This is a genomic window from Bradyrhizobium sp. SUTN9-2 (genome assembly GCF_003122645.1).
In the GTDB taxonomy this organism is placed as follows: domain Bacteria; phylum Pseudomonadota; class Alphaproteobacteria; order Rhizobiales; family Xanthobacteraceae; genus Bradyrhizobium; species Bradyrhizobium yuanmingense.
The window spans coordinates 2,200,889-2,217,323 of sequence record NZ_LAXE01000001.1 but is presented as its reverse complement, the minus strand read 5'-3'; the positions used below and the strand labels follow the sequence as shown (position 1 = coordinate 2,217,323).

Here is a 16,435-nt window from a genome sequence, read left to right as displayed (position 1 = left end):
CTAGACATCTACCAAGACTGTTCCATCAGGCCCGAGCTCCTGATCGACATCAAGCAAAGCGCGGGTTGCAGATCGCCCGGAAATTGCCGTCGGCGACGGCGCGCTCGGCTTTTGGAAGGCTTCCCGCACCCGACACCCGCGATGCTAGGTGCACAACAGCGTCAATACCCTGGACAAGGTACCGCTCTCGGTGCCAGCCGCCATCAGGAGGGATTCGCGCCACGTCTATTGGCAGCCGACCCGGACGTCAGCCCGCAGCCGCAATCGACGTCTTTGCGAACAATACCGCGCCAGATGCGGACGGGAAGTCGAATGATCGCCGCAATCGTCGTCTCACCATGAAGAAATCGCTAGTCTATCTCATCCGTCGTTCGCAGTTGATTCCAATGCTCGGCAGGGAAGTCGTAGAAGGCCTGCAGGGTTTCGCGGTCCTTGACCAGGCCCGCGGCCAGGTTTGACCGTCCCCCAGAGCGACCATATCATTCCAAGTTGCTTATCCTCGATCGGCTTTTATGATCACTTCCTAGCTCTCTTTGAGCGCCCGCCGCCTCTTACGTCTGCTTTGGTGCATTGACGATGTCGTCGACTGCATCAAGATGTCCCACTCAAGCAAGATTGGTCGATAGACCGCCCCCAAGCCAACCGCGGTGGGGGAGCACCGGGCTGCGCAGCGCCAGCGCAGGCAGCTAAGGGCTAAGCCGCGTTGGCGGCGAGCGGCCCCGCGCTGCGTCGGTGCAGCACTCTGGGCGCGATCCCGCCGCCTGACGCCGGCGCGCGTTGAAGTGGTGAGCCATTTCTGCAGCAACATCCTCAATGAGCTCAAGTAGCCACCGCTTTCAGGCCCGACCTCGTCCACAGCGACTATTCTGCAGCCGACCCCGGACCTAGATTGAGGCGCTCGAAGTACCAAGAGGTGTCGTCGCCTGACGACTCTGACTCATCACTTGCTTCACTCGAAGCTCGCTTGATGTTTGTCTTAGCACCACTACTCTGGGCGGCAAGATATCCTTCAGGTTTGCCTACACGTTGCCATTTACCTTCTTCGTTATGCGTCCACTTGTCGGGATGCTGGTGAGGGTCAAGTACCCAGTGATTCTTATCACTAATAGGAACAAAGCCCATCTGAGCCAGACGGGACTCGATGCCTGGGAGCGCAGGTTTTGACATAATCAGTGCTTGTTCGCCGTCTTGCCGAAGCTGGTGTTCGAGTAGGATATCGCCAGCGTTCTCGACGAGCGGATGAGTAACCCGAAGATCCACTTGGGATGTGACCTCGTTTCGACCGGGGAACTGGGCGCTGAATCGCCTTCCTCCTACCCGAAGTTTGCCTTCTGTCCTCAGAAGCCCGACAGTTTTGTCACCCAAGCGATAGGCGTAATATCGCGCCTGGTCCGTATCTTCGTCGGTGTGACCATAGGTTCTAGCAACGTATGCCGTGCGCTCAGCTTTTGTGGATATGAAATCCGAGTACTCCAGTGGACGCTCGGCAATGTACTTGATGTCCTCACCATAGAAAGCCTTCACTTCTTCCCCGAACTCATCGATGTCGAGCTCTTCGATCGGAGCTTGGGAACTTACGGAGTACGGCCGTGTCGCTGCCTGAGACGAACTTCGGCCAGCATCGGGCGCCATGCCTGCAAGCCTTTCCGCAAAACCCTCGTCATCTGAATGCCTTGCTTCATCACCATGGGCAGCGCTTGTGGATTGGCTAGATGAGCCAACAATTCGGCCATACATCGGATCGCTCTCCTGTCGGTACCGGTTTGGGGTGCTGAGCTCGCGTTGCTCGAGCTCTACCGAGGATGGTACGATATCTAGCTGACTACGAGCTGACGCGCCGAGGTTGAGCATCTGTCGCCTGCTCTTGTGAGAGGAAACTAACTCCTCGTCAGTAAAGAACGGCTAAGCAAATGCGCTAGAACCGGATCTCGTCGTTGTGGACCGATCTGCGCTTCACGGTTTCAGTGCACCGGGCATCGTAGTCTTGGAACTTCATTTTCAGGATCGTCGAATCGACAGTCATCATCGCATCGGAGGTCGCGATGCGGCCGAAGAGGCACAGGACGACGGGATCCAGCAATCTTTCGGGGCCAGGCTGGATCAGATCATCAATATGAAGCACGCGCGGTTCAGCTAGCCGCCAAAGACGATTGAGACCCGGCATCCGCCGCCGTACAGCGAGAACGGCGGGCGCGCCGCAGGTCCACGAGCCTGTTTCGAACGGCCAGCATCGGACCACACAATCTCAGAATGTTACGCGTAGTTTACTCGCCAAGCGAATGTCAGCGGCAGCCTGGCATCTTGTGCGCCTGGCTGAAGACTCTTTGGCGTCTCTGCCTGACCGCCGATGGCACTCAGTTCCGGCCAGTGATGCGCGCCGCATGAGGCAGTGTTAAGCCACACCAGGTGCCCTCAGCGGAACAAGCGTCCCTGCTGGGACGAAGGTTGTTGGCAATCTTGACGTCGTGCCTGCGGCGTTTACGCGCCGCGCTCTTCACGTCGAGATGCATACCTCCTGAACGGCGATCATGCGACGGCTTCCTGTGGAGACAGCCCGCGGAAAGAACCATGAGCCCGGCAGTGGATCACGTTTTGACACCGTGCCTGCGATTAAAGAACAAACGACCACCCAGTGGGCCTGTCGACCCGCTTCCACTCGTCGTTCTCGTTCATCCACACTTCGGGATGCTGGTTAGGATCAAAGCACTCAGTTGTTGCGGCCCACGTGAACAACACCCATTTCCGCTAAACGGGCTCCATGCCTCTCCTGGCAGGACGTGACAAGATCAACGGATGATCGCCGTCCTCTCGCATTTGATGTTCCGGGAAGATATCGCCCGCGTTCTCGACGCGGATGAGTACCAAGGACGTGATACCGTTGCGGCCCAGCTGCTCCTGAAAATACCGGCTTGCTGCACTTTGAGGCGCCGGAGAGCGCCTTCACTCATGCAGCTTCGGCTGCAGCTGAAACGTGGGTCTGGCAGTCGGCCGGGCAAACCCTGGCGCACGCACCGCATCCGATGCAGGCACCCTGATCGTCCAAGACCATGATCTTCTTCTCGATCTCATCGTCCTCGTCATTGTCGAGGTCGACAAGTTCGCCTTCCTCGTTGATTCCTTTCAAGGTCATGACATCTCGACCGCACACCTTGAAACAGCGGCCACAACCGATGCATTTCTTTGCATCGATCGTGACCAAGTATTGTGGCGTCCAGTCGCGTCCGTCTCGTGTTTGGAACGACATGCATTGCCCCCTCTAGGTATTCTCCAGCGCTTTTAAGGCGAGGCTCGTGCGATCAAGTTCGGCATAAGCATCGTACGCCTTCTGAGCGACCACCATGATCAAGCTCCAGTTCATGGGTAATTCTTCCGAAAGATCGTGCAAATCCATCTTGGCCTGTATCGCCTTGGCGGACACTTTCCTCAGTTCGGCCTTCAGTGTTTCACGATCGCCCATGAGTGAGTATCCTCAATAGTTCGCCACGTCTGGGAATTTCCGAATCAGGTCGATTCCGTCCCTGACATATTTATCTCCCTCCTGCGCCAGCTTGACGAAACTGTCGAATCCGAAGCGATGCACGTCGCGCAGCTGCTTGTTTACGGCGACCAACCGCCCTGCGATGAGCACTATGCGCCCGAAGCCTTCATGATGCAGCTTCAGAATCGGCTGAATCATCACGCCGGTCTCCCTCTCAACTGACAGCGCAACCGCATTGAAGAACAGCTCAAGCCGCCACAGTGTTTTGGGATCGGGATCACCGATAATCGGCAATGCGCGCCGTTTTTCCATGTTCAGGATATAGGGTTCGAGCAGATCACGATCGCTCCTCCCTTCCCAGGCTCCGTTGGTATCCTGAGCACGCCAAATCTTGACCAAATCGATGAGGAATGGCGCGTCGACCAGGCTGGCCTGCTGCTCTATTTTCGCGGTCATATCACCTCATTCATCAAAGTCGAACGCTCTCCGCTGGTCCTTTGCCAGGACCTTGCGCAGCCAGGGAGGTGGTGTGCCCTTCAGCACCCGCTCAAGTTTTTCTAGCAGTACCAGAATGTTTTCTGGTTTACTCACCTTGATCGGATGAATTTTGTTGGCCACCACTCGCGCAGCCGCTGCACCACCAATGGCAGCGACGTAAAGGATTGCGCAATCCTTGACGGCCTCGATCTTTGGCGCCAACTTGTCATCGCTGCCGTCTTCCTTAAGATCGTCCTCAAACTCGATCGCTTCAACAAACACGTGCCCGCCGGGAGCGACATCGTAGATTGCGATATTCCTTGCCCAACCAAAATGAGCATCGACGCGTCTCAGGTCCTGCGTGGCAAACGCAACTTTCATGCAACCGACCTCTCAGTCGCGCCGGCGGAGCTGTGATAGCCTGGGCATAGTGGCAGTCCGCGCGCAGTTCGCCACCTATCTGGCGTAGCCTGATCGTTTTTGTCGCGATGCGCGATCACGAGATTGGCGATTTCGAAGATCAGATGACGGGTACCACGATAGCCTACTGACAGCTGGTGTCCCGCGCCAAGTCGATCGAATATCGGAAAACCTGCACGATAGAACGGCACCTTCAGCCGCGCCGCCGCTTGCCTTCCATGCGAATGCGTGATCAGCAGGTCGCAACACCTCTCCTTGGCAAGGTCTTCCAGATCTCCGAGATCGCCAATGATCACCTCCTTGGTCTGGATCCGCTCGATCACCTCCGACTGAGTAGTCGTCACGGCAACGGTCACCTGCGCGCCCATGTCGCTCAGCATGCCGGACAAATCGAGCAGAAGGTCTGGCTCAGCACCGATTGCGAGTTTGCGACCGCCAATATGGAAGTGTGCATCCAGCATGGCATCCGCGAGCTGACTGCGCTGGCGTCGATATTTCAAGGGTATCGGGCGCCCGCTGATCTCGCTCAAAAACGTCATGAACTCATCATTCGGACAGAGGCCGCACAGCCGCTCGAAGACACGAAAAGGTACGCCGGTCTTTGCCTGCATGACCTCTGCAGCTCGCCGCATCTGCGCCCCGATTGCAATCGTCCACCCGGCGCGGCCCATATCCGCAATTTCGCCGACGCCGATGCCGCCGATGGTCGTTGGCGTAAACTCATCGGGGATATGCCCATCGAGCGACCCCGCCAGGTCAGGGAGGAAGGACGGTGACAACCCGAAATCCTCCAGTATGACACGGAGTTCATCAAGGTCGCCGGGCGTGAGGTGACATCCCGGCAGAACATTCACCCTCGATGGATCTCGCAGGCCATTGGCAATTGGCCCATCCACCAGCACCTCCACAATGCGCGCGACAGCCTTCTCCCAGCCGTCCTGGAACGCGCCCTTGAAATCAGGTGTCGAGACGTAAACGAGCGGCAACTTTTCGAGTTGCGGGTGCTTACTCCGGATCAGCTTGAGGTAGGCATCCACATCGTCGCCGTTGGTTTCGGTAACACCAGTCGAGCAGATTCCGATGATCTTTGGCTTGGCTCGCTTGTAGATGTTCAGTATCGCCTGCTCGAGGTTCTCATAACCACCGAGTACCGTCGTGACCTCGCTCATCGCGGTGGTCTGCAGCGGTACAGCCTCTTTGAAATGCCGGACAAAGAGCGTGAGCCCGAAGGATGTGCACCCCTGGGAGCCGTGCAGAAGCGGCATCGCCCCGCCCAGCCCCATGAAAGCGAATGCGCCGCCGATCGGCTGGCTCATCTTCAGCGGGTTGACAGCGCAGGCTTTTGTTGGCGCCGTGACGATGGCCATGACGCCTCCCTACTCTGCGGCCTGTTGCATGGCAGATGGCTCGGACGCCAAGATATCCTCGATACGTCTTTGGCAGCAGCCACCGACCGCATTGGTATGCTTCCTGACCGCTTCGACGCTCCTCAAGCGATGCTCGTAGATTGCATCCTCGATCGTGCCCAGATCGACCTTGTTGCACATGCAGATCTTCCTGGCGCGGCGCGACTCTTCGGCGAGCGCGGGATCGGCGAGCTCGGTCGCGGGCGATTGCATCTGCTCCATCGCCTTAGCCAACGCCTCCCATGGCGCCGGTCGACGTAGCTGCTTCCACATCGGACTGGAGAGCGACTTATCGATCTCCTCCACCAGTTTGACCATTCCGACATAGCCCATATAGGCGTGGCAACGCTCCTGGTTGATATCGAGCCAAGGCATCGCCGCTTTCAGTGCGACGAACTGCGACTTGCCGCCCGATAGCATGATGTCCGCTTTTGCGCCCTTCAACATCTCGTACATTTCGCGCGGCGTCATATCCTCGATCATATGGGCATCATGCCCCATGAGCTCCTTAATGCGCTCCTTATCTTCCTTGGTCGATTTTTTCACACTGGTACCGGCTAACTCAAGCCCGGCTTCCTGGAGTGCCGCAACGACCGACCAAGACTTGACGCCGCCGGTCATTAACAATGCCTTTTTGCCTTCGAACCGCGGCTTATACTGCTCGATCCCACCCCAGGCCCACGCTTCCTCGCGCGCGATCACCGATTCGGTGCGCCCCAGCAGATCTGTCGGGGCGCCGCGTTCAACCAATAAGCGGGCGATCTGCCGTAGCGATTCGCTCGAATCTTGAATACCGTAGAAGGACCCCTCGAAGAATGGAATCCCGTAGCGTTGCTCCATCTTGCGTGCGACGTTGATCATGGACTTTGAGCACACCAACATCGACGCCCGTGCGCGATGAGATGAAGCGACTTCGCGATATTTGCCATCACCTGAGATGCAGCAGAGAATTCGTACTCCAAGCTCGTCTAGTAATGGCTTGACTTGCCAGAGCTCTCCCGAAAGGTTGTATTCTCCGATCAGATTGATGTCGTACGGGGTGGTGTAGTCCGGTTCTCGCGTACCGATCACATAGTCGAGCAAGGCCTCGCCGGCCAGCTTGTTGCCGAGGTTCTTCGAACCGACGAAGCCCGGAGAATTGATCGGGATCACGGGCTTTGAGAATCTTCGAGATGCCGCCTTGCAGACTGCGTTGATGTCGTCGCCGATCATCGCAGGGATGCAGGTTTGATAAACGAAGATTGCGGACGGATCGTACTTGTCGATGATCTCCTTAATCGCCTTGCAAAGCCGCTTCTCGCCTCCGAATACAATATCGGTTTCGCTCAAATCGGTTGTGAATGCGGTGCGCCACAGATCCGAGCCGGACGACGCTGCACCCCGATTGTCCCAGGAATTGCCCTCGCACGCGATCGGACCGTGTACCAAGTGAGCCACGTCGGTGAACGGCTGCAGCGCAACCTTGGCGCCATCGAAAGCACAGCCGCCGGCAGCACTACCCGGCTGCAGCTGTTTTGTGCAGCCGTTTCTGCGTTCAGCCTCCGACTTACTGCCATTCTTGGCGCAGCCCGGCTCGTCGAAGATATTCTGGACCGTGGCCGCTAGTGAACTCATCCTGTTTCCTCTCTGGGCGAACAAATTGCAAAATCAACGACCATGTGCCCGTGCCATTGCACATTGGTTGAGCGATGGCACGCTCAGTCGCTCGTCAGCGAATGATGTCGAAGCTGTAGTCCGTTTTGCCAAGAACGTTGGTGTTCTTGTCGATCTCGTCGAAGATCTTGTCCAGGATCTTCACCAGCACGTTCAGGCCGCCCTGATAGCCCCATAGGGGGGAGCGGTGATGATGATGCCGATCGAAAATCGGAAAGCCGATGCGGATCAGTGGCGTTCCGGTGTCGCGCTCCAGGTACTTCCCGTAGGTGTTGCCAATCAGAAAATCGACCGGCTCGGTAAATAGGAGTGAGCGCATATGCCAGAGGTCTCGGCCGGGATAAGCTTGGCAGCCCTGTCCAAATGGCGAGCTTGCAAGCAGCGCCTGCATTTTTTCCTGCCATGCCTTGTTGCCGTTGGTAGACAGCACATGGGTCGGTTCGGCGCCGAGTTCGAGCAGAAACGCAGCCAACCCATAGCAAAGATCCGGATCGCCATAGATCGCGAACTTCTTGCCATGAACATGCGCGCTGGAGTCGGCGATGGCGTCCACAAGGCGGCCACGTTCTAGCGCAAGTTGCTCGGGAATCTCGTTGCCGCTGAGACGTGACAGCGCGACGATGAAGTCATCCGTTGCAGATAAGCCCACCGGGTAATTGAAGGATACGACGTCTTGGCCATGCTCCGCCACGAATGTCAGCGTCTTTTCCGTGCACCACTGTTGCATGGAGATAGTCGCCTTGGCATGAATCGCGTTCGCCGCATCCTCCAGCGTCGTACCACCGTCATACATCCGGAATTCGCCGTCGGTCGGAGTATCAAAGACTTCCGAATTGTCGGCGAGAACCGTATGCTGGATGCCCATCAATTCCAAGACGCGCTTGATCTCGCGAAGGTTTCCAACGGTATAGCCATCGAAGCCGCCAATGATGTTGATCGCCCCATTCGGTTTGCGCTCAAGCTTCGGCGCTGTTCCGGCCTTGCCGTCCCAAAAATGCTCCAGAATACCCTTGAGCGCATTGTCGTAGCCCGTGATGTGGCTGCCGACGAACGCCGGCGTGTGGGCGAACGGCACATCGAAGTCCGCCGGAACTGAGCCTTTTTCTTTCGAAGTCTTGATGAAGGCGTTGAGGTCATCGCCGATCACCTCGGCCATGCAAGTTGTGGAAACCGCAATCATCTTGGGCTTGTACATGTTGTAGCTATTCGCGAGCCCGTCGGTCATGTTGTTCAGACCGCCGAATACGGCAGCGTCTTCCGTCATTGACGAAGAGACACAGGAGCTCGGCTCCTTGAAGTGCCGCGACAAATGACTGCGGTAATAGGCCACACAGCCTTGCGAGCCGTGGACGAAGGGCAACGTACGCTCAAAGCCAACAGAGGCGAATACGGCGCCAAGCGGCTGGCACGCCTTGGCCGGATTTACCGCTAGCGCCTCCCGCGCGAAGTTTTTTTCGCGATATTCGGCGGTTTTCGTCCATTCCTTGATACGTTCGACCTCGGCAGGATCGCGAGGGTTCTCGAATATCTTCTTCTTGGCCAGCATCTGCTGGTATTCTGGACCGCGGAACAGTTCTACATGATCGAGCACGTGCTCGGCACTCTGCGCCATTGGTGAAATCCTTCACTATTGTCGAGATTGGTATCGCCTCGGCTTTCCCGAGCGAGTTGACTTGCTTTATTCGGCAGCCTGGAGCTTGGCGCTCGAAGCTTCCTTCCAGGGGGCCTTGGTTTTCTTCCAAACCGGCGAATTGACCGCCATGTCCATGTCGCGGGCAAAGATCGCGAATCCGTCATAGCCGTGATATGGACCCGAATAGTCCCAAGAGTGCATCTGCCGGAACGGCACACCCATCTTTTGAAAAACGTACTTTTCCTTGATACCCGACCCGACAAGGTCAGGCTGGAGCTTTTCGACGAAGCGCTCGAACTCATAGCCATTGACGTCATCGTAGATAAGCGTGCTGTCCTTCACGTAGTGCTGAGCTGTGCGCTGATAGTCGTCGTTGTGACCGAACTCGTATCCGGTGCCAATGACTTCCATCCCCAGGTCCTCATATGCGCCAATAACATGACGCGGACGGAGCCCGCCGACGTACAGCATCACGGTCTTGCCCTCCAAGCGAGGCCGATATTTAGCGATCACCGCGTCCGCGAGCGGCTGATACTTCTCGATTACCCGCTGGGCGCCTTCCTTGATCTTATCGTCGAAATAACCCGCAATCTTGCGCAATGACTCTGCGATCTTTGATGGTCCGAAGAAATTGTACTCGCACCACGGAATACCGAACTTCTCTTCCATGTGGCGTGAGATGTAGTTCATTGAACGGTAGCAATGCAGAATGTTGAGCTTTGCCTTCGGCGTTGCTTCGAGCTCAGCCAGTGAGCCGTCGCCGGACCACTGCGCGATTACCCGCAGACCCATCTCCTCCAGCAGAATTCGGGATGACCAGGCGTCGCCGCCGATATTGTAGTCTCCGATAATCGCAACATCGTACGGCGTCGGCTCGAACTTGGGTTTGGCATCGTCCTCGAGATGGCCGAAAATCCAATCGCGCACCGCATCGTTCGCAATGTGATGGCCAAGTGACTGCGACACGCCCCGGAAGCCCTCACAACGGACCGGCACGATGGTCTTGCCTCCATACTCCTTGGATTTCGCTCGTGACACGGCTTCGATGTCGTCACCTATCAATCCGATCGGACATTCCGATTGGATCGTGATGCCGTTATTGAGTGGAAACAGCTCTTGGATTTCATCAAGAATTTTGACCAATTTTTTGTCGCCGCCGAATACGATGTCCTTTTCCTGGAAGTCGGAGGTGAACTGCAGGGTCACGAAACTATCGATACCTGTGGTGCCAACGTAATAGTTGCGACGCGAGCCCCACGAATACTGACCGCAGCCGACGGGGCCGTGGCTGATATGAACCATGTCCTTGATCGGTCCCCAGACCACCCCCTTTGACCCTGCATAGGCGCAGCCTCTGATCGTCATCACGCCGGGTATGGATTTGATGTTGGACTTCACGCCGCAGTCTGACTTTCCGGCCTGGTGAACATTGAGGTGCTTGGCACGCCGTTTCGCGGTCTTCTCCGGATAGACCTTCAGCACCTCCTCGATCAGCTCTTTGTTGCGAGCCCTGATGTCTGCGATGCTCTGGGTCGTGGCGAGACTCATCTGATGTCCTTCAAAGGTTAGCTGTTGCGAGGGCGGCTTCTTAATCCAACACTTTTGCAACCAGCATGCCAGCGTCTCGTGAGCACCAAAACCGCAACAATCAACACTACTTAGCGCGCCTCGTGCGGTGACAGGGGCGTTGTTGCGAATCCGACATGGCGCTTTCGCAGAGAACTCTTGGTGTGGCCCCGTTCGAAATGGAACAAGGCGGGCTCTGCCTGAAATTCCCCACCCGGTTCTGGAGCCTATCCGGCGACTGCAGTGCTCTGCGATTGAAGGAAGTAAGTCGGCCGCAAGGCCGGCTGGCCGACACAGGCTTACCAATGCGTCTATACCTACCTACAGATGCTCGCTTGCCGCGATGATGATGACGTGCACGATCCGAAGCTGCAGAGCTTAACGCGAGCTGCCTTGCCACGTGAACGCTCGCCAGGTCACGCGAGCAGTTGCCACGCCCTGACAAGGACACGCACATCACATCGATCTCTTCGCGTGCATTTTAAAGTCCCAGGCGACACACGGCACGTCGCCAGCAGGGCGGAACACTTGAGCAGCGGCATCGCACAGTGCGCCCCCGCCCGCACGTCTCCACCGGCTAGGTCAGGGATGGTGACAATATCATGCGCATGTGTTCCCATCACTTTAAACGAAATGATCGACCCTTCTCGGCCGGCGTCCCGATCATGCGCACGAAGTTGATGGCCTGAGCTCCTCCTCCGGGTAAGCAACCAGTATCTTCTCGGGCGTGTGGATCTGCACCTTTCCTATTGAATTGATGTAATCGACAGCGGCGCTTAAACCGACGCTTCGACGATCGGCGGCCTACCCGCTTTGAACCGGTTTGGCGGATCTCCGTAAATGACACTGGAACGCCCGAGCTCGCGAATCATCTCCCCGCCGCCATTGAAAGGCGACATCGAGGCCAGTGCTCAGGTTACCGTAAAGTATCCCGACCCAGTCGGACCATACAGATTGTGATCCGTCATCAGAAATCGCAATCGATGTCGCAGAAGTCGGCGTTCAGAAGGACGCATTCCTTGCGAACCGTAGATCCGGCGAACCCAAGCCGTTGAGTGCGTTGATGACGATACGCAGCGCGTCGATGCTGAGGCCAGCATCTATCTCGTCCAGGACGCACAGGCTCGGCTCGAACAGCGCCATCTGCAAAACCTCGTTGCGCTTATTCTCGCCACCGGAGAAGCCGAATTGAAAGCCGCGCTTGAGCATGTCCTCGGCCGTCTCTTTTCAGAAATTCGCGGGTGGAGAATTCCTGCTCGCCGCGCGCCTTGCCCTGGACGTTTCAGTGCGCCCCGCAGGAAGTACATTGTAGTCACGCCGGAAACTCGACAGGATACTGGAAGGCCAGGAACACGCCTTGGCGCGCCTCAACCCGCCGCCGAATCGGTCTGGCGCAGCGTCGTCACCCAGATCACGCGCGCCACCTGCTGGGTCGGGTTGTCGAACATGTGCGGCACGACGCTCGGAAAACGAAAGCTGTCGCCGGCTTCCAGCACATGGGCCTGGTTGTCGAGCCATAGCCGCAGGCTGCCCGCGAGGATGTAGCCCGCCTTCTCGCCGGTGTGCTGCAGGAAGTCGGTGCCGGAGGAGGCGCCGGGGTTGAGCGTGAGCTCGTAGAGCTCGAGCTGGCCTTTGCCTTCCGGCGTCAGCGCTTCCTTGACGACGCCGCTGGCGGTGAGCCGCAGCAGCCTCCGGTTGCTCTTGCGCACGATGTAGCGCTGCCCGTCGGCGGGATCGCTGCTCTCGAAGAAATAGGAGATGGGGACATCGAGCGCGATGCCGAGCAGGCGCAGGGTGCGGATCGAGGGCATCGCGCGTGCGCGTTCGAGCTGGCTGATCATGCCGGTGGACAGGCCGGTCTTGTTGGCGACGTCCTGGATCGAGAGGCCGGCGCGCTGCCGCAGCAGCCGCACGGTCTCGCCGAGGCGCTGGTCGACCGCATCGTCAGCTTCGATCGCCGAAGCGGCCCTGGTGCCGTGGGTATCGCCGCGACCATCCATGTCGCTCTCCCGTGCATCATCTCAGCCTCAAGGCTTCGCGCCTCGTGACTTCAGTCAGAGTGAAAAGCCGACTCGTTCTAACAATTTGGTGACGGCTGTATTTAGTCGTGAAGAACTTTTGCTAGAAATATTTAGAAGCACTAAAGCCCACTCCTGCCCCTTGCCGGGGTCTCGGGGCGGCGCGCTCGTTATGTCGCAACGCTCTGCGAGCGGCTCGCGCAAGTCACCACGAACTCGCGGCTAGCAAGTGAGAAAAACAGGAGACGGATAGGAATGGCGGCTGTGTCGATAGCGTCTTCATTATGTTTCGTGCGGGAGCTCCTCTCGTCGGCTACCCGACCTTTGCCGGCACGCAGGTATCTGGCACCGGGCAAACGACGGCGCATTGTGGCGCGTCAAAATGCCCTTCGCATTGGGTACACTGGGACGGATTGATCACATATATGTCGTTCTTCAGGCTGATCGCGGCATTGGGACACTCGAACTCACACGCACCGCAGACGGTGCACTGGGATGCGATTATCTTGTAAGCCATCACTGCGGTTCCATGAGCCAAAGGTGCGGGACAGCTTCTTGCTATCAAGTCTTGTGCCAGACAGTTTGAGTCTGATTCGTCTGGAGTATTTTCGATAACGCAAATTGCCGCCTCGACACGCTGTCGCAAACCCTACAAGGGCGTGGCGGCTTGATCTCGCTGCTTTGATTTGCGCGTGGTCAAATCACAACTGTTAGCGATCAGATGAACCAGCTTCGCCAAACTCAGCAGAAGGATCTGAGATGCTCCTCAACGCCCGCCGTGCCACGGCTAAGATCGATGCGTCGCGCGGCGTCATAGAGTTCCCCGCGGGTCCACCCAGAGCGCATCTTGTTGATTCCACTCACCGGGACAGCCGCGGCTTTACGCGACAGCATCACGGGCAACAACCGGCATGTCCTCACCAGTCCGCCTCGCCACAGCCAGTCAGAAGGTCGCGACCAACCGCTCCAGACACAATCACACCCGTGATGCGCGTCCCTCTCGGGGCCCGCGGGACGCCCCGTATTGCCGGCAACCGGCATTCACATGCGCTGTATGGGGTAACAGTACACTGTCTCCCCCTCGCCCGGGCGACTGAAGCCAGGTGTTCGTCTGGTGATCCTCCGCTACGCTTCGCGGTCAAAGTAGATGCCGGCCGCGGTCAGCCGATTGATGTAGCCGAAAAAAAGCCACCCGAAAGGGTGGCTTAGTCACGGAGGGAACAGCCATGAGGGCCTTTGGGATCACGCCGCAGCCTGTTCGATCGGTGAGAAAGGCAGCCCGAGGCTTTCGGCCACCGCTTTGTAAGTTAGCCGGCCCCGATGGACGTTGAGGCCCGCCCGCAAATGTGGATTTTCCAGTACGGCGGAAAACCCCTTGTTGGCCAGAGCCAAACCAAACGGCAGAGTTGCGTTGTTCAGTGCTTGACTCGAGGTCAGCGGAACGGCGCCGGGCATATTGGCCACACAATAATGAATGATGCCATCTACTTCGTAAGTTGGATCAGCGTGAGTGGTTGGGTGTGATGTCTCAAAGCAGCCGCCCTGATCGATAGCGACGTCCACGAGTACCGCCCTCTTGCGCATCGAGCTCAGCATGCTCCGGCGGACCAGCTTCGGCGCGCTCGCACCTGGAACGAGCACGGCACCAATCACCACATCCGCCGCAAATACTTCTTCCTCGACGGACTCGATGGTTGAAAACTTGGTGCGAACGCGTCCTTCGAACAGCTCGTCCAACTCGCGGAGCCGGATTAACGAACGATCGATGATGGTCACTTCTGCGCCCAGACCGACCGCCATGCGTGCCGCGTGCGTACCGACGACGCCACCTCCGATCACCACGATGCGGGCAGGCTGAACACCGGGCACCCCACCGATCAGCAGCCCTCGTCCGCCTGTACTCCGCTTTAGGGCGCTACCCGCCGCTTCGACCGCAAGCCTACCCGCGACCTCGCTCATCGGCGCCAGCAGTGGAAGACCACCATGCGCATCAGTTACCGTCTCATAGGCGATCGCGGTGCATCCAGATTTTAGGAGGCCGGTAGCCTGGTCCAGGTCGGGAGCCAGGTGCAGATAAGTGAAGAGGATGTGATTCTCACGCAGCTGAGACCATTCGGACGGCTGAGGCTCCTTGACCTTTACGATCATCTCGCTCGAGGCGAATACCTCAACGGCGGAAGTTAGAATCGTTGCGCCAGCATTGCGATAATCGTCATCGGTTGCACCAACGCCAGCGCCCGCATTGGTCTCGATCATCACGCTGTGGCCTGCTGCCACGTATTCGCGGGCAGCTCCAGGAGTAAGGCCCACGCGATATTCATGCGCCTTGATTTCCTTTGGAACTCCGACCTTCATTTGAAAACTCCCTGCCTGACGCGCCCTTCTTATCGGAAGCGAGCAGCGATATCGCGACGCAGCCGATAAAATCCTGCAGGAATTCAGCGATATTTGACAGGCTTTGCAGGATTTCAAACCACGGGTGCCGAGCGGATCGTGGGACCTCGCTCCCTGAACTTAACGCCGTCGACACAGCGCGATAGTGATAAATCCTTCCGAATTGCTGTTTCGGCTCGGCGGAAGGTTCTTGCAGACCTCCTCGAGAACCACCGGTAAGAGGCAGTGCTGGGGTCATCCAACATTTGGCGATCTCCCTCATTTCTGGCTAGCGGTAGATTTCGCGTTGGAAAGCCTCACGTCGAACACTACTCAAAGTCGATCAGTCGAGCGGTCACCATGGAAAGGGAAGCTGACAAAACGCAACAAGCAGATGTCCGTTTGACGCTTCGCATTGCATTTTTTTAATTGAATAAAGAGCGACGCCCGGGCTGCAGTGACGCCGATGAACCACTGCAGCCTAATGCTTTTGCTTTGCGTCCGACGCACCTGAGGTGACGCATCGCGTGGCGTGCGCGATGCTCGAACGGGGCAGGTCCGGATCGGACGGCAGGGCCAAGTCCCTCAACCCGGCACGGCCGGTCCATTTATCCAAGCATGCTTCAGACTGCTCGACCTTCGCACGCTAGCGCGATTGCGCTCTCTGTCGCGCGAACGCGTAGACCGGATTGATACCACAATAGGCGTAGGTGCCGGATGCAGTGGCCATACACTGCTCATAGGTCGAGAACTGGCAATTGCCCGGATATCCCCAGGTACGTCCCTGCAGACAATATACGTCCTGCGGGGCCGGGGGGATGTACGAGCGCCCCCGCGAAGCCGCGCTCGAAGCCGATCCGAAGCTGACGAGCATGGGGATTGCAAGCACACCGATAAACAGAAGATTGCGCATGATCTCGCCTCCGCTAATTCTTGCCGAAGGATAGAGGATTCGGATTTGATGTTTTGATCTTAGTCAATGGCAAATAGCCGGTCGCCATCGTGGGACGATCACCTTAGTCTAGAAACTCAAGTGTGACAGCTCGGCTGCTTTTAGAGAAGAACGCATTTTTCCGGCGTGATGGGCTGCATCTAGGCGCAAAAAGACGAGGGAAGTAGCGAATCAGCATATTACTCGCGCGCGCGCATGCGCGTTGGTAGCGATCAGACCGCCTGACTCACTGCGCTTCGAGCGCGAGAAATTGATTGGGCGATTGCTTCGGCGGATATCGTCGTGGCCAGCGGCCAAGCGCCCCGTTTACAGGCCGAACATATGACCGCACCGTCGTCCCTTGGTCAACCAGAGAAAGATCTTGCGGCCGGGCCGTTCCAAAGATGAGCAGAGCCCCTTTTGGACGCCGGTGGGGGTCCGATTCCTGCGCCGATTGATTCTAGAGGCTATTCTCCCGGT

The 16,435-nt window shown here is 57.6% G+C and carries 14 protein-coding genes and 4 pseudogenes; all 18 read right to left on the bottom strand.

Annotation, left to right across the window (positions count from 1 at the left end):
* Window positions 1-313: 313 nt before the first annotated feature.
* Window positions 314-440: pseudogene (locus XF30_RS40055) on the bottom strand (IS256 family transposase); the annotation flags it as partial.
* Between the two features lie 421 nt (window positions 441-861).
* Window positions 862-1,851 (bottom strand): host specificity protein, encoded by a 990-nt coding sequence (locus tag XF30_RS10420; RefSeq protein ID WP_244608894.1) that lies wholly within the window; start codon window positions 1,849-1,851, stop codon window positions 862-864.
* Between the two features lie 64 nt (window positions 1,852-1,915).
* Entirely contained in the window at window positions 1,916-2,164 is a 249-nt protein-coding gene (locus XF30_RS37665; RefSeq protein ID WP_146207669.1) for a hypothetical protein, read from the bottom strand.
* A 581-nt stretch (window positions 2,165-2,745) separates the two neighbouring features.
* Window positions 2,746-2,895, bottom strand: a pseudogene (locus XF30_RS40050) (host specificity protein); the annotation flags it as partial.
* Between the two features lie 49 nt (window positions 2,896-2,944).
* On the bottom strand, window positions 2,945-3,244 hold the full coding sequence (fdxB, locus tag XF30_RS10415) for a ferredoxin III, nif-specific (RefSeq protein ID WP_109142610.1): 300 nt from the start codon (window positions 3,242-3,244) through the stop codon (window positions 2,945-2,947).
* Window positions 3,245-3,256: 12 nt separating this feature from the next.
* Window positions 3,257-3,457 carry a CCE_0567 family metalloprotein gene (locus XF30_RS10410; RefSeq protein ID WP_109142609.1) on the bottom strand — a complete coding sequence of 67 codons (201 nt, stop codon included), beginning with the start codon at window positions 3,455-3,457 and terminating at the stop codon, window positions 3,257-3,259.
* Between the two features lie 12 nt (window positions 3,458-3,469).
* Window positions 3,470-3,934 (bottom strand): NifX-associated nitrogen fixation protein, encoded by a 465-nt coding sequence (locus XF30_RS10405; protein WP_109142608.1) that lies wholly within the window; start codon window positions 3,932-3,934, stop codon window positions 3,470-3,472.
* A 6-nt stretch (window positions 3,935-3,940) separates the two neighbouring features.
* The gene (nifX, locus tag XF30_RS10400) at window positions 3,941-4,336 is read right to left on the bottom strand and encodes a nitrogen fixation protein NifX (protein ID WP_109142607.1); all 396 of its coding nucleotides are present in this window, start codon (window positions 4,334-4,336) and stop codon (window positions 3,941-3,943) included.
* Window positions 4,333-5,742: a nitrogenase iron-molybdenum cofactor biosynthesis protein NifN gene (gene nifN, locus XF30_RS10395; protein ID WP_109142606.1), complete on the bottom strand. Its 1,410-nt coding sequence runs from the start codon at window positions 5,740-5,742 to the stop codon at window positions 4,333-4,335. Before nifN ends, nifX begins: the two co-directional genes overlap by 4 nt.
* A gap of 9 nt (window positions 5,743-5,751) precedes the next feature.
* On the bottom strand, window positions 5,752-7,395 hold the full coding sequence (nifE, locus tag XF30_RS10390) for a nitrogenase iron-molybdenum cofactor biosynthesis protein NifE (protein WP_109142605.1): 1,644 nt from the start codon (window positions 7,393-7,395) through the stop codon (window positions 5,752-5,754).
* Window positions 7,396-7,489: 94 nt separating this feature from the next.
* Entirely contained in the window at window positions 7,490-9,046 is a 1,557-nt protein-coding gene (gene nifK, locus XF30_RS10385; protein ID WP_109142604.1) for a nitrogenase molybdenum-iron protein subunit beta, read from the bottom strand.
* A gap of 66 nt (window positions 9,047-9,112) precedes the next feature.
* Complete coding sequence (nifD, locus tag XF30_RS10380; protein ID WP_109142603.1) at window positions 9,113-10,615, bottom strand: nitrogenase molybdenum-iron protein alpha chain; 1,503 nt, start codon at window positions 10,613-10,615, stop codon at window positions 9,113-9,115.
* A 434-nt stretch (window positions 10,616-11,049) separates the two neighbouring features.
* A pseudogene (locus XF30_RS40045) lies at window positions 11,050-11,505 on the bottom strand (aminotransferase class V-fold PLP-dependent enzyme).
* A 163-nt stretch (window positions 11,506-11,668) separates the two neighbouring features.
* A pseudogene (gene sufC, locus XF30_RS39140) lies at window positions 11,669-11,999 on the bottom strand (Fe-S cluster assembly ATPase SufC); the annotation flags it as partial.
* A gap of 1 nt (window position 12,000) precedes the next feature.
* Complete coding sequence (locus tag XF30_RS10365; protein WP_109142601.1) at window positions 12,001-12,633, bottom strand: cupin domain-containing protein; 633 nt, start codon at window positions 12,631-12,633, stop codon at window positions 12,001-12,003.
* Between the two features lie 331 nt (window positions 12,634-12,964).
* Window positions 12,965-13,168 carry a 4Fe-4S binding protein gene (locus tag XF30_RS10360; protein ID WP_036014930.1) on the bottom strand — a complete coding sequence of 68 codons (204 nt, stop codon included), beginning with the start codon at window positions 13,166-13,168 and terminating at the stop codon, window positions 12,965-12,967.
* Between the two features lie 725 nt (window positions 13,169-13,893).
* Complete coding sequence (ald, locus tag XF30_RS10355; protein WP_109142600.1) at window positions 13,894-15,006, bottom strand: alanine dehydrogenase; 1,113 nt, start codon at window positions 15,004-15,006, stop codon at window positions 13,894-13,896.
* Window positions 15,007-15,670: 664 nt separating this feature from the next.
* Window positions 15,671-15,937: a DUF3551 domain-containing protein gene (locus XF30_RS10350; RefSeq protein ID WP_109142599.1), complete on the bottom strand. Its 267-nt coding sequence runs from the start codon at window positions 15,935-15,937 to the stop codon at window positions 15,671-15,673.
* Window positions 15,938-16,435: the final 498 nt, after the last annotated feature.

What these genes read in the sequence shown, in the direction of transcription:
- XF30_RS10420 (WP_244608894.1), bottom strand. Translation starts at nt 1,851, where the DNA reads ATGCTCAACCTCGGCGCGTCAGCTCGTAGTCAGCTAGATATCGTACCA.
- XF30_RS10350 (WP_109142599.1), bottom strand. Translation starts at nt 15,937, where the DNA reads ATGCGCAATCTTCTGTTTATCGGTGTGCTTGCAATCCCCATGCTCGTC.
- XF30_RS37665 (WP_146207669.1), bottom strand. Translation starts at nt 2,164, where the DNA reads ATGCCGGGTCTCAATCGTCTTTGGCGGCTAGCTGAACCGCGCGTGCTT.
- nifN (WP_109142606.1), bottom strand. Translation starts at nt 5,742, where the DNA reads ATGGCCATCGTCACGGCGCCAACAAAAGCCTGCGCTGTCAACCCGCTG.
- nifD (WP_109142603.1), bottom strand. Translation starts at nt 10,615, where the DNA reads ATGAGTCTCGCCACGACCCAGAGCATCGCAGACATCAGGGCTCGCAAC.
- fdxB (WP_109142610.1), bottom strand. Translation starts at nt 3,244, where the DNA reads ATGTCGTTCCAAACACGAGACGGACGCGACTGGACGCCACAATACTTG.
- XF30_RS10405 (WP_109142608.1), bottom strand. Translation starts at nt 3,934, where the DNA reads ATGACCGCGAAAATAGAGCAGCAGGCCAGCCTGGTCGACGCGCCATTC.
- nifE (WP_109142605.1), bottom strand. Translation starts at nt 7,395, where the DNA reads ATGAGTTCACTAGCGGCCACGGTCCAGAATATCTTCGACGAGCCGGGC.
- nifK (WP_109142604.1), bottom strand. Translation starts at nt 9,046, where the DNA reads ATGGCGCAGAGTGCCGAGCACGTGCTCGATCATGTAGAACTGTTCCGC.
- XF30_RS10360 (WP_036014930.1), bottom strand. Translation starts at nt 13,168, where the DNA reads ATGGCTTACAAGATAATCGCATCCCAGTGCACCGTCTGCGGTGCGTGT.
- XF30_RS10365 (WP_109142601.1), bottom strand. Translation starts at nt 12,633, where the DNA reads ATGGATGGTCGCGGCGATACCCACGGCACCAGGGCCGCTTCGGCGATC.
- nifX (WP_109142607.1), bottom strand. Translation starts at nt 4,336, where the DNA reads ATGAAAGTTGCGTTTGCCACGCAGGACCTGAGACGCGTCGATGCTCAT.
- XF30_RS10410 (WP_109142609.1), bottom strand. Translation starts at nt 3,457, where the DNA reads ATGGGCGATCGTGAAACACTGAAGGCCGAACTGAGGAAAGTGTCCGCC.
- ald (WP_109142600.1), bottom strand. Translation starts at nt 15,006, where the DNA reads ATGAAGGTCGGAGTTCCAAAGGAAATCAAGGCGCATGAATATCGCGTG.